Origin of the sequence: Aestuariivita sp. (assembly GCF_021404545.1) — a bacterium.
Lineage (GTDB): Bacteria > Pseudomonadota > Alphaproteobacteria > Rhodobacterales > Rhodobacteraceae > Aestuariivita.
In genome coordinates this window covers 1-20,363 of record NZ_JAAWWD010000002.1, presented here as the reverse complement: position 1 = coordinate 20,363, position 20,363 = coordinate 1, and the positions used below count along the sequence as shown (strand labels likewise).

The window sequence follows — 20,363 nt, the reverse complement described above, 5'->3', positions numbered from 1 at the left end:
CCCAGAGCCTAACCTAACAATCGTTTGGTTTTGTAGAAAGTCAATAGACACATATGGGACAGGACCGTTCCTCAGCTGACGTTTTGGCGGCTCCAGTCACGTTTGATCTTCTTGGCCAGGCTCCATTTGTGCACTTCGGTCGGCCCATCATAGATGCGAAACGCGCGCACTTCGCGAAACACCTGTTCGACCATCGTATCGGCTGTGACACCCTGCCCGCCCATGCATTGCACGGCCCGGTCCGCGACCCGCATCAGCGCCTCGGACACCGCGACCTTGGTCATGGAGCTTTCGGTCGTGCCACGCGCGCCGGTATCGAGCACATCGGCACACCAATAGGTCATCAGCTCGGCCTGTTTGAGGTCCATCATGTTTTCGGCCAGCATGAAACCGACGCCCTCATGGTCGATCAGATGCTTGCCAAAGGCCATCCGCCGATTGGCATAGTCCGAGGCGATCTCCTGCGCGCGAATGCACGCCCCGAGCCAGCGCATGCAATGCGACAGCCGCGCGGGCGAAAGCCGCACCTGCGCGTATCTAAAGCCCTCGCCGGGCTCGCCCAGCATCTGATCGGCGGGCAGGCGCAGGTTGTCGATGCTGACCACCGCATGACCGCCGGGCATCGAATTGTCGATCGTGTCCATCACCCGCTCGATCCGGATCGCGGGGTCGGGCAGATCGACAAGGAACATGCACGCGCCTTCCTCCGCCTTGGCCATCACGATGCCCACTCCGGCCCCTTCGGCCCCGGTGATATAGGCCTTGCGCCCGTTGATCACCCAATGGTTGCCGTCCTGAACGCAGGTCGTCTGCATCATCATCGGATCGGAGCCCGCGCCGCCCTCTTCAGCCGGTTCGGTCATAAAAAAGGCCGAGCGTTTGTGGCCGGCGATCATCGGATCCAGAAACCGTTCCTTCATCTCGGGCGAGCCGACCTTGCCAATCAGGAACATATTCCCCTCGTCGGGGGCGGCGGTATTGCAGGCCAATGGTCCCAGGATCGACAGGCCTGACCGGATCAGCACGGCCGCCGTTTCCCGCTGGGTCAGGTGATCCCCATCCTCCAGGATATGCGGTGTCAGCACACCTGCCTTCCGGGCCAGATCCTTAAGCTCGGTCGCCATTTCGTCGGAGGGGCCGTGAAAGCCCATACGTGGGTCCTTTTCATAAGGCACAACGGTCTCGCGCACGAAGGCCTCGACTTTGTCGGCCAGCATCAGGGCCCGATCCGACAGACCCGCCCGCTCCATCTGTGCGCTCATTTCGGCGCCATCCGGATCGCCCCGTCGAGCCGGATCGTCTCGCCATTCAGCATCGGATTTTCGATGATCGCGCGCACCATCCGAGCATACTCGGCCGGATCGCCCAGGCGGTTGGGGAACGGCACTTGCGCACCGAGCGAGGCCTGCGCCTCTTCGGGCAGCGACTCCAGAAGCGGCGTCAGGAAGAGCCCCGGCGCAATGGTCATCACCCGGATGCCGTGGCGCGCAAGCTCGCGCGCGATGGGCAGCGTCATGCCCACCACACCGCCTTTCGAGGCCGCATAGGCCGCCTGCCCGATCTGGCCGTCGAACGCCGCGACCGACGCGGTATTGATGATCACACCGCGCTCCTCACCCAAGGGCTCGGCCTTGTGCAGTGCGGCGGCGACTTTCGACAGAACGTTGAAGCTGCCACACAGATTGATGTTGATCACTTTGTTAAAACCATCGAGCGAAGCCGCGACCCCGTCGCGGTCGACCACCTTAGCGGGCGGCCCGATGCCGGCGCAATTGACAAGGATGCGCGCGGCGCCATGCAGCCCTTCTGCGGCGGCAATGGCCTCCTCGACCTGGCTGCTGTCGGTGACGTCGACCTTGTGGAAGGTCCCGCCGATCTGCTCTGCAAGCGGTGCACCAAGTGCTTCGTTCAGATCGAAGACTGCCACTTTGGCACCTGCATCTGCCAGACCCTTGGCGGTTGCCCCACCCAGGCCCGATGCCCCCCCGGTGACAATCGCTGCTGCTCCCTCGATTCGCATTCTGACCTCCCAATTTGTCGAATGCGAAAAGTCTTAACGCGGGTTTCGGGAAATCAAAACCACTGTTCTAACGATTGTTTGGTTTGGCCGTCCGGCATCTGCCACGGGCCCACCATTGGGGTGAACCGCCCGATGCACGGCAAGCCGCAGCGTTCGGGCTTCTTGTGTGGCGGCATATGCGATGATGAGATTTGGCCGGTCGGTGTCAGGGCGCGGCTGACGAGATGCGCAGATGTCCATCCAGCAAGGGGAACGCCTGGAGCCCCTGTGCCGGATTGGGTACATCGGGCCTTGCCCAGGCTTTGCAACGGATGTGCAAATCCTGTCATCGGCGCTGTAAATCAGAGTCGCAACCAATGTCAGCGGCCCTTACTCAGTAGGGTCCAGAGTGGTTTTGCCACCGCAGAGGTGCGGCGCTCACCCAGATCCACACCAGCCACCTGCCCGGTCACCTTCTCACAAACCGGACACAAGCGACCTCACAAACCGGACACAAGCGACGGCTTCGTCTCGGCGGCTCACCGTCGCAAAGGCCCAGTCTTGCGGCGGTGCGTGCACGGGGACCTTCCGGTGATGCGGGAGACTACGTGGCGCGTGGCTTGGCGGTTTTCCATCCGACCGACGGCCCTCGCCAGAGTTCGGGCAACCCGACCCCAAACCCTGCGACCATGCCACGCAGCGCCGCGATCAGTCGCGTGCGCTGACGACTGAGCAGGCCCGGTGCGGGATCGTTGGACAGAACAGCGCGTGACAGTTGACGGAGTTCACCGAACATCAGCCCTGTTGTCGCAGCAGCACCGTTTCAAAATGGCCGCCGCCTCCTCGGTATCGGACATGCTCCCGCGCAAAGGACGGCCCCCTCTTTCGCATGGTCGGGATCAAACGACCCATCTGTCCCAATCTCGCCCGTCCGCAAGCGTAGGGAGCGGGACGGCAACAGGGCCGAATGTCCACAGGCAATGGCCAGAGCCGGTTGAAAGCCAAGCGCTCCTGCCTCACCGCAAGACGCGGTTGATGGGGACTTGCTCGTCTTGGGACGTCCATGAGCCTGATGACACCGTCTTGGGAGGATCCAAAGCACCTCTGCGCATTTGTCCGGCCTGTCCCGGGCCACAAACTGATTTCCAAACCTCCAACATCACCGGTCTCTATGCCCGTGGGATCAGGCGCGGTAGGGCCCATCAGCCTTGGAAATACCGCGCGGGGCGATGGTAGCCAGGGGCTGACGGACCGCGCTGGCCATCGCGGACGCATGGGCCGCGGCCCGAACACACCTATTCGGCTGCAATGCCACCACGTGGAGGCATCACGTTTACCTCCGTCATGCCGAACATGGAAACGGTTTGAGCCAACCGCTCGGCCTCCATCATCAACCCACCGCTTGCTGTGTCTGCATTGCTTGCGACAGCGGCGTTTTTCTGGGTCGCGGTATCCAGTTCACGCATGCCCACGTTGATTTCGTTCATTCGCTGGGTCTGGTTTTGAACCTCGGTGGTGATCTCGGATACCAGCGTGCCAAGATCATTGATTTGGTCCAGCACCGCGCGGATAGACTCGCCCGTGGTGGTAACAAGGCGCGATCCTTCCGACACCTGCTGCATATTGCCTTGGGTCAGATTGCGGATCTCGGCGACTGAATCGGATGCACGTTGCGCAAGACCCCGCACTTCTGTTGCAACGACCGCAAAGCCTTTTCCGGCATCCCCTGCGCGCGCAGCTTCGACCCCGGCATTCAAAGCAAGAAGATTGGTCTGAAACGCGATATCTTCGATCAGATCGACGATCTTATCAATTTCCTCGGATGCCTTCTCGATCAGGCCGATGGCCGCGACCGCCTTGTCAAGCTCCTGGCCGCTGCGGCGCGATACCTCTGTGCTTTTCGTGGCAAGCTGATTGGCTTCGATGACGCGTTCCGAGACGTTTTGACCGCTGCGATTGAGTTCTTCCAGTGCGGCGGCGGTTTCTTCGAGGGTCGCGGCCTGCAACTCGACCCGCCTGGACAGATCCGACGAAATCGTGCCGACCTCGCTGGCCGATCCGCGCAGGTTTCCGGCCACCCCGACGATTTCGCCCATTGCGCCGGACAGGTTATGCGCGACCGCGTCGAAGTTTCGTCTCAGGCCTTCGTACTCCTCCGGAAAGCCCGAGTTCTCCCCAATCCGGTGGGAGAGATCGCGGTTGGCCAGACGCTCAAGCCCCTCCTGTAGCCGCAAAACCGCCCTGTCCTGGCTGGCACGTTGTGCCACCGCGCTCTGCTCGGCCTCTGCCGCAAGAGCCAGTTTCTGGCGAAACTGATCCACACTGCGCGCAAAACTGCCAATGCCGTCTGGGCGCGCTGTATAGGGCACAATGGTGTCAAATTCCTTGTCCCGAATGGCATTGACAGCGACCTCGAGCGTTTGAATCGGCCTCAGCATGAACCGCAAGGCCAGCACAGTCAGGCCAAGTGCAACCAACAACCCGCCGCCCACCATGGCCAACCCCTGGATCAACATCGTGGTAATCGCCGAATTCACCGCCTTCTTGGCGACACCGACGTAAAGGATCCCCACTGGATCGCCCGCAGCCGTCGCGACAGGGACATAGGTGGTGAAATACGCCTTGCCCAGAATAACGGCCTCACCCCGGAACTTCTGACCTTCGAGCATTGCAGAATAGACCGGGTTCGATTGCCCCAACACCGTGCCGACCGCGCGGGCACCATCGTCTTTGATGATGTTTGTCGTGCGCCGCACAAAATCCCGCAATGCAGGATCCCACACAAAGACTGTCGCGGTTTCGCCGGAAATCGAGCCGACGGTGTCGATCAAGTCATGGGATTCAAAGTCCGCGATGGACTGGGCCGTTACCCTCACCACATCGCCGTTCGCTGCGGTGGTCACATCGAGGTCCTGAAGGCCCGCCAACTCGTTTACGAGGATCTTCATCGACATGGCTTGCCGGTTCTCGGCAGCATCCATCAGCGCGGCTCTGGACTGACTGAACAAGACGATAAAGAGTGCGGCCGCCAAGCTGCATAACAGCAGTCCGACGCCCATTCCGATCTGAAAACCAAGTCTGTTGAAAGCGTTCTTCATGGGTCACCCAATCTGTCATTTTGCTCTTGCCTACGGCAGCGTCTCTGAACAAACGGTTATGAACGCCAATGCTGACAGGCAAAACTTGCGAACAATTGAATGAAGATGAAAGCGCCGAACGCGTTCTACCGGTCTGTGTGATCGGATCACCGATAAAGCGCCCCGACCCGGCACAGCCTGGCAAGCCCGTCGACCGTCACGAGCATCGACGTTGATGTAACCGACGTTTCGGGGGCCAGGACAGGACGGTGAGGAACAAGATCCCCTACCCGCCCGGCAGACTAGTCATAGGTGTTCGACACGCTGATTTTCTCGCCGTTTTCGCGTGTGATCTCACGGGCATAGAGCTCGTTCATCACAAGACTGTCATCCATGATGCCCTCGATCACAATCCGTTCACCGGACCGAAGGGGAAGCGTTTGGGATCCGAGATAGACCCGCAGGGTTCCGCTGTCGTCGCGCAGGCGAATCTCATCGGTGTCAAAGAAGCGATCCACGACGCCTTCGACGACAACCGACTGGCCACGTTTCACGTCAGCAATCGGTGTGATGTCGGCCAACGCGGCACTGGTGACAAGCGAAACGGCAACGGCACCGACAAGACGTAACAACATATGCGGGCTCCATTATCGGATTGTGAGTAACACATGGGGAGGCTCGTTCTGATTTCAATACACGAGGATATCGGCAGTCCGATCAGAGCGACTGTCGGTCCGCACCAGAGGAGGTCTTGAAACGTCCCTTCGAGGCGAGCGGCGCCCACGCGAATGGCACGCGGGAGGCGGGCCGCGCCCGCCGGCACGGCTGAGCGAGGGATGGTGAGGGCCCCGACTGAGGGCACTCTTGTGAGCCACGGGTCAGAACGGGATCGCTTGGATCAAGGCGGGAATTCCCACCCCATCGCGCCTGTTCGAGGCAGCCGATGCGATCACATCGCACCGGCTGCACCCTTCGGGCCGGACTGCCCGCCCCGTTACGCGGCGGGACCGATCTGCCCCGGTGCCGCCGCAAGCAAGGCGCGCGTATAATCATGCTGGGGATTGGCATAGACGGTGGAGGTAAAGCCGGATTCGACCACCTCTCCCTTGTTCATCACCATGATCCGATCGCAGATTTGCGCCGCGACCCGCAGATCATGGGTGATGAACAACATCGCCAGATCGAATCGCTTGCGTACATCGTCCAGCAGATCGAGAACCTGTGCCTGGACCGACACATCAAGGGCCGAAACGGCTTCATCCGCGATCAGGATCATCGGTTCCATCGCCAGTGCGCGAGCGATGCAGATCCGCTGGCGTTGCCCGCCCGAGAACTGATGCGGAAATCGTTCCAGCGCATCGGGAGACAGACCCACGACCTGCATCAGCTCGGCGGCGCGGGCCTTGGCCTCATTCATGGACAGGCCGAAATTCACCGGCCCTTCGACGATGCTCTGCCCGACGGTGCGGCGCGGGTTGAGGGACCGGTACGGATCCTGAAACACGATCTGGATATCGCGCCGATGCGATCTCAACTGACCTTCGCGCAGGCTGGCGATGTTTTCGCCGTTGATCAGCACCTCTCCCGAGGTTGGATCGACAAGGCGCATGATGCAGCGCGCGACGGTGGATTTGCCCGAGCCGCTTTCGCCGACAATGCCCAGCGTCTCGCCCCTGCGCACCGTCAGATCGACCTCGCGCACGGCCTTGACGACGCGGCCCTGACCCAGAAGGCCCGCCTGCCCATAGGTCTTGACCAGATCGTCCGTCTCCAGCGCAATCTGCCCTGTGGCCACCTCGCGCTCGGGCGGGATCATCGACGGAACGGCGGCGATCAGTTTCTGGGTATAAGGGTCCTTTGGCGCACCCAGCACCTCGGCCACGCTGCCCTGCTCCACGATGCGGCCATGTTTCATCACCGCGACATGATCGGCGATCTCGGCCACGACACCGAAATCATGGGTGATGAACATCACGCCCATGCCCTTGCGGCGCTGGATGTCCTTGATCAGTTTGAGGATCTGCGCCTGCGTCGTGACGTCCAATGCGGTCGTGGGCTCATCGGCGATCAGCAACTGCGGCTCCAACGTCAGGGCCATGGCGATCATGATGCGCTGGCGTTGACCCCCGGAGAGCTGATGCGGATAGGAGCGGTACATCTTCTCGGGGTCCGGCAGACGGACATCGGTCATCGCCTCAATCACCCGTGTCTTGCGCTGGGAGCGGGTCAGATCGGTGTGGATCTCGAGCATCTCGGAGATCTGGTCGCCGACCCGCAGGACCGGGTTCAGGGCCGTCATCGGCTCCTGAAAGATCATGCTCATCTTCTCACCGCGCAGCTTGCGCAGACGCGCGTCGTCGATGTCGAGGATATCCTCGCCGTCCAGCTTGATCGTGCCCGACACTGGGGTCAGCGCGCGACGATCGGCCAGGCCCATCACCGAAAACGCGGTGACAGACTTGCCCGAGCCGCTTTCCCCGACGATGCAGAGGATCTGGCCCTTCTCTACCTTAAGGGTGACATCTTCGATGGCAAAAGGCCGGTCGGCCCCGTCAGGCAGCTTGACGGTCAGATTGGTGACTTCAAGAATGCTCATCAGCGCATGTTCCTTGCAATCCGGGGATCAAGCGTGTCGCGCAGGCCGTCGCCTACCACGTTCACCGCCAGCACGGTCACGGCCAGGCAGATCCCGGGGAAAAAGATGATCCAAGGGGTCAACTGAAAGAAGGTGCGCCCTTCGGACATGATGTTGCCCCAGGACGGAATCTCGGGCGGGATACCAGCGCCCAGAAACCCCAGAATGGATTCCGTCAGCATCGCAGAGCCGCAGATATAGGTTGCCTGCACAATCAGGGGTGCGATGGTATTGGGCAGCACATGGCGCACCAGGATCGTGGGCACACGCGTGCCCGCGGAAATCGCGGCCTCCACATAGGGCTCCTCGCGCACGGTCAGCACGACCGAGCGCACAAGGCGAACCACACGCGGGATTTCCGGGATCACGATCGCGATCACGACCGTGGTCAGCGTGGCCCCGGCAAGCGAGATCATCGCGATCGCCAAAAGGATCGCGGGGATCGACATCAACCCGTCCATCAAACGCATGATCAACGCGTCCATCAGCCGGATATAGCCCGCAATCAGCCCCAGAAAGAGGCCAAGCGCCACCGCAATCACCGCGACAAACAATCCCACGACGAGCGATACCTGCGCGCCGTTGATCACACGCGAGAAGACGTCACGCCCCAGCATATCGGTCCCGAAAAGCCCCTCGCTTCCGGGTGGCTTCAGGCGGTTGATCGGGTTCAGCGCGGTTGGGTCCTGCACAAAGAACGGACCGAAGATGGCGAACAGAGCGATCACCAAAAGCACTGCACCGCCCCAGAACACACCGCGATTGCGCAGCGCGATGCGCGCCAGGCTGATGTCTTTCGCCGCCGCCGCTCCGGGCGCGGGCTGTGTGGCTTGATCGGTCATCAGTAGCGAATCCTAGGGTCGAGCAGCGTATAGCTGAGGTCGATGATCAGGTTGATGAAGATGTAGACAAAGCTGAAGAACAGGATCAGCCCCTGGATGATCGGGTAATCCCGCGCCAGCACCGCATCCAGCACCAGCCGGCCCAGACCGGGGATGTTGAACACGCTTTCGGTAACGACCACTCCGCCGATCAGCAACGCGATGCCGATACCGATCACCGTGACCACCGGAACGGCCGCATTGCGCAGCGCGTGCCGGGTCAGGATCTTCATCTCGGACTGGCCCTTGGCGCGGGCGGTGCGGATGTAATCCTCTTCCAGAACCTCGATGACCGAGGCACGGGTCATCCGCGCGATCAGCGCGATAAAGATCACCGACAGCGTCACACTTGGCAAGGTGATGTGGTAGAGGAACGGGCCAATCCCTTCGGTAAAGGGGGACTTGTAGCCTTGCACCGGCAAGACGCCCAGCGTCATCGAGAAGATGTAGATCAGGATATAGCCCAACACAAAGACCGGGACCGAAAACCCACCCACCGAAAAGAGCATGACAAAACGATCCACCAGCGATCCTGCGCGAAACGCCGCCAGGGTGCCCAGCGGAACGGCGACAACCACAGCGAAGGTGATTGTGGTCAAAGCCAGCATCAGCGTCGGCTCAATACGCTGACCGATCAGCTCGGTCACCGGCTTGCCGGAAAAGATCGAGGTGCCCAGATCGCCCTGCACCAGCGATGCGACCCAGCGCAGGAACTGCACGACAATCGGGTCCGAAAGGCCCAGCTGTTCGCGGATGCGGGCGACGTCTTCGGCGGTCGCATAATCGCCCGCGATGACCGAGGCCGGATCGCCGGGGGCGAGCCGCAACATCAAGAAGACAAAAAGCGCCACGAGAACCATGACGGGAATGGTCGAGAGTACACGCATGATGATGTAGCGCGTCATGAATTCCTCCAGCGGATGTGGGGACCAGGGTCAAGGGCGGCGCAGTCGGGCGACCGCGCCGCGCCAGGGTCGGATTACTCGACCGAGATGTTCCAGAAGAACTGAACAGGCGACTTGATCAGGCCCTGCACATTGTTCCGGTAGGCCACCGGGGTAAAGAACTGCCCCAGCTGCGCCGATGCGCCAATCGACCACAGACGGTCTTGGGCCATGGTGGCCGCGGCCATCTTCTCCTCGGCTGTGGAGGCCACGGCATAGGCCGCGCGGGCCTCTTCCAGGGCGGCATCCTCTGCCCAGCCGAACCAGCCCGCATCCGGGTTGCCCGAGAACGCGATCGCCATCGGGTCGATCACATCGGCGCCGATCCACCAGGTGTGGAAGATGTTCCAGCCACCGTCAGAGACCGGATCCCGCAAGGCGCGGCGCGAGGTCAGCGTGGACCAGTCCATCGCCTGAAGATCGACGTCGAAACCCGCATTGCGCAGCTTTTCGGCCGTCACCAGCGAGAAGGCCGAAAGCACCGGGATATCGGTCGGCTGCATGATGACAACGGGCGTGCCGTCATATCCGGCCGCTTCCAGCGCGGCCTTGGCGGCCTCGACATCGCCGGTCGCCATCACATCTGACCCGGTATCGTTGTCCAGTGGCGTGCCACAGGGGAAGACCGAATAGCAGGTCCTCCAGAACTTGGGATCGCCAATGGCGGCCGCCATGTAATCTTCCTGCTTCATCGCCTTGATCGCCGCGCGGCGCACATCGGCGTTGTCGAAGGGCGGCAACAGGTGGTTGAACCGCGCAAAACCGATATTGCCCAGAGGATCGTTCACCTCGACCGTGACATCGGGATTGGTTTCCAGCAGTGGCGCCAGATCGTTTGCGGGCTGCTCGAAGAAATCGACCTCACCGGCCATCAAAGCGTTCATGGCGGTTGTCTGATCCGGGAAATAGGTCCAGACGACCTTGTCGACCTTGGCGATCTTTCCGCCGGCCGCCGCCGAGACAGGCTCGTCGCGCGGAACGTAATCGTCGAACTTGGTATAGACGACCGTGCTGCCGGGCACCCACTCATCGGCCTGGAATACAAATGGCCCCGATCCGGTGAAATCGGTGATCTGCTCGAAAGGGTCCGTGGCCGCGACCCGCGCGGGCATGATGAACGGAACGTTGGACGAGATCTTGCCGATGGATTCCAGCACCAGACCGTATTCATTGGCCAGTGTCATGACGACGGTCTTGTCGTCCTGCGCCTCAAGGCTTGCCATATTGGCAAAAAGCTGCTGTCCCATACCGTCGCGCTTGCCCCAGCGCTCCAGCGACGCAACGACATCGGTGGCCGTAACCGGCGCGCCGTCGTGGAACATCAGCCCGTCCCGCAGCACGAATGTCCATGTCAGACCGTCTTCGGAGGTCGACCACGTATCCACCATCTGCGGCTGAGGCTTGAAGTCCTCATTCATCGCAAACAGTGTGTCATAGATCATATAGCCATGGTTGCGTGTGATATAGGCCGTGGTCCAGATCGGATCGAGATTCTTGAGATCCGCGTGCGGTATCACCCGCAGGACTGTTTCCGCTTTGGCCAGGCCGGGCAACGCCCCAAATGCCAAAGGAACGGCGAGCGCTGCGGCAAGCAGGCTGCGACGCATTATGTAACCAAGCATGCAAAGACTCCCTATTGTTGCTTTTTTAACGATTTGCTGTACGCAGGCGTGATCAGGCCCGTTGAAAGACACGATGTCAATTGCAGAGCGTGTCTTTTTATCGGTCCAGATCTCGGCAACCCTCATTCCGATACCCGGAGAAAGGACGTTCCATGATTACGGTATTCAGTGCTGCAAAAATCATCACAATGGATCCCAATCGCCCCGAAGCGACCCATGTCGCGGTGCGCGATGGCCGGGTTCTGGCGGTTGGCGATGCAGACTGTGCCCAAGGATGGGGCACTGCGACGTTGGATGATCGTTTTTCAGGCAACGTGATCCTGCCCGGTCTGATCGAAGCGCATGCCCATGTCATGGCGGGGGGAATCTGGGAGTTCACCTATTGCGGCCACTATGCGCGCACAGATCCGCAGGGGCACGTGTGGGACGGTGTCAAGGATTACGATGCGGTTATTGCGCGCTTGCGGGCCGTGGCAGAGGACACGCCAAAGGGGCAGCCGGTAATCGGATGGGGCCTCGACCCGAACTTTCTGGACGGCCGCCGCTTTGACAAGGACCACCTCGACCAGGTCTCGACGGATCATCCGGTGATCGTGGCGCATTCCAACTTTCACCTGATGACGGTCAATTCGGCCGCGCTTGCGCTGGCCGGGTTTGATGCAGGCACGAATATCGAAGGCGTGATGAAGGGTGCCGATGGCAGCTTGAACGGCGAATTGCAGGAATTTGCCGCGATGCAGCCGATGATCGATGCCACCGGCTTTGATTTCCTGAATCTCGCGACCGAATCCAGCCTGCGTGCCTATGGGCAGGTGGCACGGCTCTGCGGGGTGACCACGGTGGCCGAACTGCTCTCCGATCTCAAGGACGACGAGGTCTCGATGATCGAACGGGTCGTGCATGACCCGGCCTTTCCTGCGCGCTATGTCCCGATCATGAACGCCATGGTTGGCGACCCCGAGGACGAAGCAGCGCGCGCCATTGCCTTGCGCGCGCGCTCGACCGACAAGCTGTCGCTGGGCCGGGCCAAGCTCTTTACCGATGGAGCGATCCAGGGGTTCACCGCCAAGCTCAAGGCGCCGGGGTATTTCACCGGCGAGGATCACGGCATCTGGAACATGGACCTGAATTATTATCGGCGCGCGGTCGAGGCGTTGCACAAGGCGGGCGTCAAGACGCATATCCATACCAATGGCGATGCCGCGTCGGAACTGGCCATCGAGGTCTATGAAGAGGTTTTGCTCAAATACCCCAACCCCGATCTGCGCCACACACTGGAACATGTGCAGCTGGCCACCCGCGACCAATTCAAACGCATGAAGGCGCTGGGACTGACCTGCAACATCTTTGGCAATCACATCCATTACTTCGGCGATATCCACTGGACCAGGACGCTCGGCCCCGATCGGGCCAGCCGCATGAACGCCTGCCGCGACGCGGTCGAGATCTTCGACAATGAGTTCGCGATCCATTCCGACGCACCGATCACCCCCATGGCGCCGCTTGTCACCGCCTGGGCCGTCGTCAACCGGGTGACCGAAACCGGTCGGGTTCTGGGCACCAGCCAGCAGATCACCGTGCCGCAGGCGCTTCACTGCATCACACTGGGGGCCGCGCATGTGCTCAAGCTGGATCATCAAATCGGGTCGATCCAGACCGGCAAACATGCCGATTTCTGCGTGCTGGCGGAAGACCCTCTGACCGTCGATCCCATGGCCCTGCGCGATATCGAAATCGTGGCCACCGTCCTGGGCGGGGAGGTCACGCAATGACCCGCGTCGCCGTTGCAGGCTTTCAGCATGAAACAAATACCTTTGCCCCCTTTCCGACCACGTTGGAGTTGTTCGAAACCGGCGGCTCCTGGCCGACACTCACGCGCGGGGATGCGCTTCATGAGGTGATGGCGGGGCTCAACATCCCGCTTTCGGGCTTCATGGCCGCCTGCCCCCATGAGATGATCCCGATCCTGTGGTGCAGCGCGGAACCGGGCGGTTATGTCGATCCGGACGCGTTTGAAAGCATCGTCGGTGAGATCGTCTCGACCATCACCCAGAGCGACCCTGACGCCGTCTATCTGGATCTGCATGGCGCCATGGTCACCCGCGCCCATGATGACGCAGAGGCCGAGATCCTGGCCCGAGTGCGCGCCGCTGTCGGCCCGGATGTGCCCATCGTGGCGAGCTTTGATCTGCACGGTAACCTCTCGCCCGCTGTGGCCGAGATCGCCGATGGCGTCACGCTCTACCGGACCTATCCGCATACCGATCTGGCCGATACCGGGGCGCGCGCCTCGCAGCTGCTGGATACGCTGCTGCACACGCCGCTGGCCAAGGCCTATGCCCAAGTTGGCCTGATCGTTCCGATCACCGCGCAATCGACCGAGTTTGCCCCGGCCAAGGATCTCTACGCCTCCCTGACCGAGCTGGACGTGCTGTCGGCGGATATCGCCATGGGCTTTCCACCCGCCGATATCCCCGATTGCGGCCCCAGTGTGTTTGCCTACGATCCCGATCCGGCCAAGGCGCAGGCGGCCGTGGACCGGATCGCTGCCGCAATAATGGCGGCAGAACACCAGTTCGATGCACGGCTGGAGGCAGCCTCGGACTGTGTGGCGCGCGCCCTCACCCTCAAGGCGCCGGTGGTGATCGCCGACCCCCAGGACAATCCCGGCGCGGGCGGCACAGGTGACACCACGGGCGTGCTGCGTGCGCTGATCGAGAACGAGGTGCCGGACGCGGTGCTTTCCATGCTTTACGACCCCAAGGCGGCGGCGGCGGCCCATGCGGCGGGCGAAGGGGCCGAAATCGAGATTGTCCTGGGCGGCGCCTTTGATCAGTATTCCGCCCCCCTGCCCGCGCGCGCCAGGGTCGAACGCCTCTCGGACGGGGTGTTCGATTTCACCGGACCGATGTTCGGCGGCGCCAGGGCGCATCTGGGGCCGGTTGCACGGCTCAGGCTGATCGGCACCGGCGTCACGGTCGTGGTCGGCAGTCGCCGAGGCCAGAACGCGGATCAGGAGATGTTTCGGGTGGTCGGGATCGAGCCTGCCGATCATGCGATCGTGTGCGTCAAATCCGGGGTGCATTTCATGGCCGATTACCTGCGGATCAGCGATCGGATCCTGTTTGCCGAAGCGCCGGGCGCAAATCCCTGCCATTTCGACGCATTGCCCTATGAGCGGTTGCGACCGGGCGTGCGTCTTGGGCCGGGCGGACCTCTCTCCGGCATGTGACGATGACCCGGCCTGCTCTCCTGGCCATCGCAATACGACGGCCTCGCTCAACTGAGCGCAAGAAGCGGTCCGGGCACTGTGCAGCTCCGCCCGGCGAACACTCCAGGCGGCATCCATGACGGCTGCGTCATGCTCTGTCGGCTGTGACAGGGATCACTACCGCAGAGCGTCCGTGGCGCAACCAGGGGTCCCCGGTTGCGGGGCACTTGCTGAAACACCAAAACTGACCCGAGGATCAGGTCACGCCCTGTACAAAAACACTCTCGTGCGAAGGCACAGCCAAATGTAACGCCGGTCTATGGATGAGGGCACGGCCCTGCAAGGACGACCGCGCCGCGCCAGAATCACTGTCAGGCCCAGTCGACGGGCGTTGTGGTGCGCCCGCACACGTCCAGGCGCGATTCGAGCGCCATCAGCTTGCCTTTTGTCGCGGCAATCTCGCCTTCCAGATCCGCACCGGTCAAAGACGACATCGGAACGCCCAGCAGGAGCACACCAACCGCATCCCCCGTCACCGCCTGTTTCTGGCTCGCGACCAGAGCCGGTACCCTGGCGGCCTCCTGTTGATGAAGCGTTTGCGCGCGTGCGCACGACACCTCATCATATGCCCCTGCAAACGAAACCGGTTGAATTGAAGCCGGTTGCTGGGCGCATGCGGCCAGCACCATGGTGCAAGACAAAACCAAGGCTAACTTACTCATACTCCACTCCCCTTTATTCGGGCGTCCAAGCTGGTCGGAAAGAAATGGTCGTGCAACCAAATGATGTTTGCCTGCGACACTATATCAGCAACTGTTGGTTGATCATTCAGGGATGGACAAATCGGACCGGCAGTCAAAACGCGCCCAAAAACGCTGTATCGGCGCACCGTCCGGTAGGAAAGCGCTGAAGATCCACATGCGCATCCCTCTTGTCCCGGCCTTGTGGCCCCAGACGCACCTATGCAGGCGCCAAATCGTCATCTTGTCGGCGGCAAAAGAAGGGGCAGGCCCGGATGACCGGCCTGCCCCACTCTTGGCAATCGGCAGGCGTGCGCGCCTCCGCCTGTACGGCTGGATCAGGCGCGTCTGCGCCGACCGCCCGAACGGCCTGCCCGGCCCCGGCCTTCTTGGCCTGCCTTTGGCGCGACCTTGTTGAACTTGATCCACTCGGACCCGTGCGGATCGTTATCGGTCAGGAAATTCGCGGCGCGAATGGCCTCCATCTCCTTGCCCGGGCGCGGCTTGGTCGAACCCAGACCGAAGAGCTGAACGAATGTCTCGTCATCCATATCAGCCGGTATCACGATGCCCGCGGCCTCCACCTCGGCCTTTTTCTCGGCGATCTTGGTTTGCGTGATGGGCAAGGTGACGGGGTTCATGATCGCGCTGGTCATCCCGGCGCCCATCGCCATCGGCAAAAACGCATTGTTGATGCCGTGCCGGTTGGGCAGCCCGAACGAGATATTCGATGCGCCGCAGGTGGTGTTCACGCCCAGTTCCTCGCGCAGGCGCCGCACCAGGGTGAAAACCTGCAAGCCGGCCGTGCCCATAGCCCCGATCGGCATCACCAGCGGATCGACCACGATATCATGGGCCGGAATGCCAAAATCGGCGGCGCGTTCCACGATCTTCTTGGCCACCGCAAAGCGCACATCGGGGTCTTCGGAAATCCCCGTGTCGTCGTTCGAGATCGCCACGACCGGCACGTTGTATTTCTTCACCAATGGCAGGATCTGCTCCAGGCGCTCTTCTTCCCCGGTGACAGAGTTCAGCAGCGGGCGGCCCTCGCAGACCTCCAGTCCCGCCTCCAGCGCGCCGGGCACCGAGCTGTCGATGCACAGCGGCACATCGACCAGCCCCTGCACCAGTTCGATCACCTTGCGCATCAGCGGCGGCTCGGTCTCGTTGGGATCGGGGTTCGAGTTATAGACAACGCCTGCGTTCACATCCAGCACCGTGGCCCCCGCCGCCACCTGCGCCAGCGCATCTTTTTCGACGGTCGAGAAATCGCCCGCCTCCAGCTCGGCGGCCAGTTTCTTGCGGCCCGTGGGATTGATCCGCTCCCCAATCACGCAAAACGGCTGGTCAAAGCCGATAATGGCGGTCTTGGATTTGCTCTCGACAATGGTGCGGGTCATGAACCGGCCTTTCCGTCTGCGTTGGCGGGGCGGCCTGAGGCGCCCCCGTTCTCAATGGCCCAGGTGGCGTTGGTCTTGATGCCGCCCAGCGGGAAGAAATGCACATTGGTGATGTTGAAATCGGGGTTGGCGGCCTTGTGCGCGGCAAGCTCGGAGATGATATCGACCGGCTCGAACGGCAAAAGCAGTTTGGAGACGTCGCGGGCGCGCTTTTGCAACACTTTCAGCGATGGGCCGACTCCGCAGGCGATGGCGAATTTGATCAGCGTTTGCAGCTTGGCTGGCCCGGCAATGCCGATGTGAATGGGCAGGTCGATGCCTGCGGCCTTGAGCGCATTCGCCCATTTGATGATGGGATCCGCCTCGAACGCGAACTGCGTGGCAATCGCCATCTGAGCATCGGTGCGGGTGGAAAACGCCTGTTTCCAGCGCAGCGCCGCCTCGACATTGGCCATCCCGCCTTTGGGGTCGATATCCCTGTTGCCTTCGGGGTGGCCTGCCACATGCAACCGCTTGAAGCCCGCCTTGTCGAAAAGCCCCGTCTCCATCAACTGCATCGAGCTGTCGAAATCGCCATGCGGCTTGGCCACGCCGCCTGCCAGCAACAGCGCCTGATCGACGCCCGCCTCGCCCTGATACATCGCGATCCAGTTTTCCAGCGTCTTGGCATCCTGAATGATGCGCGCGGGAAAATGTGGCATGACCGGGAAACCGTCAGCGGCCAGGCGGCGCGCGGTGGCGACCATATCCTCGATCGGCGTGCCGTCTATATGGGCGATGTAGACGCGCGTGCCTTCGGGCAGCAGCGCGCGGAAATCCGCGACCTTTTCGGCGGTCCGCGGCATCACCTCGATCGAGTAATTCTCCAGGAACGCCTCGACATGCCCGTCGACCAGACCTGCCGATTGCGTCTCGCGCCGTTTGAAATTCAGCAAAGCCATCGCGGCCTCCCATAGCTTGCGGGGTCCAGAGGTCATTCCCCGGGCCCGTTACCCGTTGGCCCACCCATCATTGGCGATCAGGGCCTTGATGCGGTCGGTGTCGTATTCGGTTTCCAGCCGCGTCGCCTCGGCCGCGACGATCTGGTGCGGATCGCCCTCCATGACATAGGCCGGGGCCTTGCGCCATTCGGCGAGATAGGCGTCGGTGTCCTGCGCGCCGACCTTCATTGCGGCCCGGTCGATGGCCTGTTCAAACCGCTCGGTCAGTTGTTTCTTGGCCCCGCGCCGCCCCTTGCCCACGATGACCTGGGCCGGGATGTCGCGCCAATACACGATTGTGACGTCAGGCATGGATGATTCCCCCCACGTTTCGTTTCGTCCTCTCTAAGCCACGGACCGCGCCAGACGGTGCCGGTTTTCGACAGATAAGGCGCAATCAGCGACCTTGAGCATAGGCGCAGCGATCAGCGGAGGCCACAGCGACCCGGTCCAGAAAGTCTCATGTCAAACATGAGCCGGAGCCATGGACAGATCCCTTGCGTGAACGCCACAGAGCGCTTAGCTTAGCGCTAACTCGAAATGGAGGGCGTGACAGATGGCGCCCAAGCGTCCCAACGGTGCGGGCGCGTTCCCCAAAGCGGTTGAGCCACCCGCGCCTCAGTCGTCCGATCCGACCGATCTCTATGCGGCACTGGATCTGGGCACAAATAGCTGTCGTATGCTCATTGCCCAACCCTCGGGCGGTGGGTTTCACGTGGTCGACAGTTTCTCGAAATCCGTTCAACTCGGCGCCGGGCTGGAGCGGACGGGGCAACTCTCGCGCGCCTCGATGGGGCGCACGATCCAGGCCCTGCGGATCTGCCAGCAAAAACTCAAGCGCCACAAGGTGCGGCGCATGCGGCTGGTGGCGACCGAGGCCTGTCGCAGGGCACGCAACGCGCGCAGTTTCGTCGACCATGTGCGGCGTGAGACGGGGTTGCAGCTCGACATCATCCAGCCCGAGGAGGAGGCGCGGCTGGCGGTGATCTCCTGCGCGCCGCTGGTCTCGGTCAAGACCGAGCAGTTGCTGGTGGTCGATATCGGCGGCGGCTCGACCGAGCTGGTGTGGATTGATCTGTCATCGGTGCCGCGCCGGGATCGCCCGCCTGCGCTGATGCGGCTGCATGCGGGGTTTCACAGCACCGACAGCCCGTTTCCCGCGGCCAAGGTCGTCGACTGGATTTCCGTGCCACTGGGCGTGGCGACATTGCGCGATCAGTTCTCGGATGTGGAGGACGACGCCGCCCGCTTTGCCCTGATGAGCTGGTTTTTCGAGGAAAACCTGGCGGAGTTCGCACCCTACAAGATCGAGCATGGCAAGGAGCGGTTTCAGATTGTGGGCACCTCCGGCACGGTGACCACGGTGGCGGCCAGCCATCTGGGGCTGAAACGCTATGACCGCACCAAGGTGGATGGGCTGCGCATGAGTACGGACCAGATCGACACGGTGATCCGGCGCTATCTGACAATGGGACCGACCGGCCGGCGCCGCGATCCGCGTATCGGCGAAGATCGGCATGCGCTGATCATGTCGGGATCCGCGATCCTGCAAGCGCTGATGCGCCTTTGGCCGACCGACCGCCTCTCGGTTGCGGACCGGGGGCTGCGCGAAGGGCTTCTTTATGCGCAGATGTCGGCGGATGGGGTGCTGGAAGGCGGCCCGTATTAGCGGCGCTCGCCGCCCTCGCCTTGCGGGCGCGGCCCGCACCCAATCTGACACGATGAAAGAACAGATCTGATGGCCAAGACACCTTCTGGCAAAAACACATCCGGACGCGGGCAGCGCGATCTGAAAGTCAAGGTCAAGACCGCGCGCGGGCGCAAGCTGTCTTCGACCCGGTGGCTGCAGCGCCAATTGAACGACCCTTATGTCAAACGCGCCCAGGCCGAGGGGTATCGCGGGCGCGCGGCATTCAAGATCATGGAGCTTGATGACAAGTATCGGTTTCTGGTCCCCGGTGCGCGCGTCGTCGATCTGGGATGTGCACCAGGAGGCTGGTGCCAGGTGGCGGTCAAGCGGATCAATGCGCTGGCGGAACGGCCCGGCAAGGCCCAGGGCCGTATCATCGGTGTCGATCTGCAAGAGGTCGAGCCGATCGCGGGGGTCGAGCTTCATCAACTCGATTTCATGGCTGAGGACGCCGATGTCCAGATCAAGGAATGGCTGGACGGCAAGGCCGATGTGGTGATGTCGGATATGGCGGCGGCGTCTTCCGGGCATAAACAGACCGACCATTTGCGGATCATCGCGCTGTGCGAGGCGGCGGCCTTTTTTGCCTTTGACGTGCTCGAAGAGGGGGGAACCTTCGTCGCCAAGGTTCTGGCCGGCGGCGCCGAGGGCGAGCTGCAAAAGCTGCTCAAACAGAAATTCACCAAGGTCTACAATATGAAACCGCCCGCTTCTCGTGCCGACAGCTCCGAGAAATTCGTCGTCGCAACCGGGTTTCGCGGTCAACCCTCCGAATAGGGCTCGCCCCAGGAGCGCGCCGCGCGCCGCAAGAGGTCCCGTGCGACATCGGGCGCAACGGCGTCGCTCAATCCCAGCGCGGTTCGACTGACCGACAGGTCCGATAAGCTGCGCTGGCGCAAGAGTTCAAAGAGGCGGCGATAGGGGGGTGTGGGTCTCATGGACTGCCCGGTCTGCGCGAAGGTCGTGTCACCCTGGCAGATAAATGTGGTGCCCACATGGTTTTTCTGCGGTTTTCAGATGGCGCCCTAGGGTCTGTTGAGATTCACTTTGAGTTGAGCAGTGCTGCGCAAGCGTTGATGATTGCTGCGAAGCTGAGGTCGGTTTTGTCGGTTCGCAAGGCGATCCGTCGGAAGTCTTTCAGATCGCAAAAGAAATTCTCGACCGATTTCGCCCATTTGTACATT

At 61.9% G+C, this 20,363-nt stretch carries 18 protein-coding genes and 1 pseudogene; 4 read left to right on the top strand and 15 right to left on the bottom strand.

The window, feature by feature from the left end; all coding sequences use genetic code 11:
- Nucleotides 1–71: 71 nt before the first annotated feature.
- The 9 genes from HEP69_RS01295 to HEP69_RS01255 all read right to left on the bottom strand — a co-directional run bounded on the left by HEP69_RS01295 (nt 72) and on the right by HEP69_RS01255 (nt 11,158).
- Complete coding sequence (locus tag HEP69_RS01295) at nt 72–1,262, bottom strand: acyl-CoA dehydrogenase family protein (protein WP_290556709.1); 1,191 nt, start codon at nt 1,260–1,262, stop codon at nt 72–74.
- On the bottom strand, nt 1,259–2,020 hold the full coding sequence (locus HEP69_RS01290; protein WP_290556708.1) for an SDR family NAD(P)-dependent oxidoreductase: 762 nt from the start codon (nt 2,018–2,020) through the stop codon (nt 1,259–1,261). Before HEP69_RS01290 ends, HEP69_RS01295 begins: the two co-directional genes overlap by 4 nt.
- Nucleotides 2,021–2,603: 583 nt before the next feature.
- Complete coding sequence (locus HEP69_RS01285) at nt 2,604–2,795, bottom strand: hypothetical protein (RefSeq protein WP_290556707.1); 192 nt, start codon at nt 2,793–2,795, stop codon at nt 2,604–2,606.
- A 499-nt stretch (nt 2,796–3,294) separates the two neighbouring features.
- A complete protein-coding gene (locus tag HEP69_RS01280) occupies nt 3,295–5,097 on the bottom strand; it encodes a methyl-accepting chemotaxis protein (RefSeq protein ID WP_290556706.1) in 1,803 nt (600 codons plus the stop codon).
- 281 nt (nt 5,098–5,378) lie between these two features.
- Nucleotides 5,379–5,711 (bottom strand): hypothetical protein, encoded by a 333-nt coding sequence (locus tag HEP69_RS01275; RefSeq protein WP_290556705.1) that lies wholly within the window; start codon nt 5,709–5,711, stop codon nt 5,379–5,381.
- Nucleotides 5,712–6,070: 359 nt separating this feature from the next.
- Nucleotides 6,071–7,672 carry an ABC transporter ATP-binding protein gene (locus HEP69_RS01270; RefSeq protein WP_290556704.1) on the bottom strand — a complete coding sequence of 534 codons (1,602 nt, stop codon included), beginning with the start codon at nt 7,670–7,672 and terminating at the stop codon, nt 6,071–6,073.
- The gene (locus HEP69_RS01265; protein ID WP_290556703.1) at nt 7,672–8,553 is read right to left on the bottom strand and encodes an ABC transporter permease; all 882 of its coding nucleotides are present in this window, start codon (nt 8,551–8,553) and stop codon (nt 7,672–7,674) included. Before HEP69_RS01265 ends, HEP69_RS01270 begins: the two co-directional genes overlap by 1 nt.
- On the bottom strand, nt 8,553–9,497 hold the full coding sequence (locus HEP69_RS01260) for an ABC transporter permease (RefSeq protein WP_290556702.1): 945 nt from the start codon (nt 9,495–9,497) through the stop codon (nt 8,553–8,555). Before HEP69_RS01260 ends, HEP69_RS01265 begins: the two co-directional genes overlap by 1 nt.
- 74 nt (nt 9,498–9,571) lie before the next feature.
- Entirely contained in the window at nt 9,572–11,158 is a 1,587-nt protein-coding gene (locus HEP69_RS01255) for an ABC transporter substrate-binding protein (RefSeq protein ID WP_290556701.1), read from the bottom strand.
- A gap of 152 nt (nt 11,159–11,310) precedes the next feature.
- Between HEP69_RS01255 and HEP69_RS01250 the strand changes: the two genes are divergently transcribed.
- Both HEP69_RS01250 and HEP69_RS01245 read left to right on the top strand, forming a co-directional pair.
- On the top strand, nt 11,311–12,930 hold the full coding sequence (locus tag HEP69_RS01250; RefSeq protein WP_290556700.1) for an amidohydrolase: 1,620 nt from the start codon (nt 11,311–11,313) through the stop codon (nt 12,928–12,930).
- Nucleotides 12,927–14,390: a M81 family metallopeptidase gene (locus HEP69_RS01245; protein WP_290556699.1), complete on the top strand. Its 1,464-nt coding sequence runs from the start codon at nt 12,927–12,929 to the stop codon at nt 14,388–14,390. The genes HEP69_RS01250 and HEP69_RS01245 overlap by 4 nt, the downstream gene beginning before the upstream one ends.
- 350 nt (nt 14,391–14,740) lie before the next feature.
- Here the strand turns inward: HEP69_RS01245 and HEP69_RS01240 are convergent, their stop codons facing one another.
- From HEP69_RS01240 to HEP69_RS01225, 4 genes are all read right to left on the bottom strand, one after another.
- Nucleotides 14,741–15,091: a hypothetical protein gene (locus HEP69_RS01240; RefSeq protein ID WP_290556698.1), complete on the bottom strand. Its 351-nt coding sequence runs from the start codon at nt 15,089–15,091 to the stop codon at nt 14,741–14,743.
- A gap of 356 nt (nt 15,092–15,447) precedes the next feature.
- Nucleotides 15,448–16,509: a methyltetrahydrofolate cobalamin methyltransferase gene (locus tag HEP69_RS01235; RefSeq protein WP_290556697.1), complete on the bottom strand. Its 1,062-nt coding sequence runs from the start codon at nt 16,507–16,509 to the stop codon at nt 15,448–15,450.
- Nucleotides 16,506–17,450, bottom strand: coding sequence for a methylenetetrahydrofolate reductase (locus HEP69_RS01230; RefSeq protein WP_290556910.1), 945 nt, complete (start codon nt 17,448–17,450; stop codon nt 16,506–16,508). Before HEP69_RS01230 ends, HEP69_RS01235 begins: the two co-directional genes overlap by 4 nt.
- Before the next feature lie 48 nt (nt 17,451–17,498).
- Entirely contained in the window at nt 17,499–17,801 is a 303-nt protein-coding gene (locus HEP69_RS01225) for a virulence factor (protein WP_290556696.1), read from the bottom strand.
- A gap of 244 nt (nt 17,802–18,045) precedes the next feature.
- On the opposite strand from HEP69_RS01225, the gene HEP69_RS01220 reads away from it, so the two are divergent.
- Entirely contained in the window at nt 18,046–19,158 is a 1,113-nt protein-coding gene (locus tag HEP69_RS01220) for a Ppx/GppA phosphatase family protein (protein ID WP_290556695.1), read from the top strand.
- 69 nt (nt 19,159–19,227) lie between these two features.
- Nucleotides 19,228–19,956: an RlmE family RNA methyltransferase gene (locus HEP69_RS01215; RefSeq protein ID WP_290556694.1), complete on the top strand. Its 729-nt coding sequence runs from the start codon at nt 19,228–19,230 to the stop codon at nt 19,954–19,956.
- Here HEP69_RS01215 and HEP69_RS01210 read toward each other — a convergent pair.
- Nucleotides 19,941–20,117: a hypothetical protein gene (locus HEP69_RS01210; protein WP_290556693.1), complete on the bottom strand. Its 177-nt coding sequence runs from the start codon at nt 20,115–20,117 to the stop codon at nt 19,941–19,943. The genes HEP69_RS01215 and HEP69_RS01210 overlap by 16 nt on opposite strands.
- A 104-nt stretch (nt 20,118–20,221) precedes the next feature.
- Nucleotides 20,222–20,363, bottom strand: a pseudogene (locus tag HEP69_RS01205) (IS5/IS1182 family transposase); the annotation flags it as partial.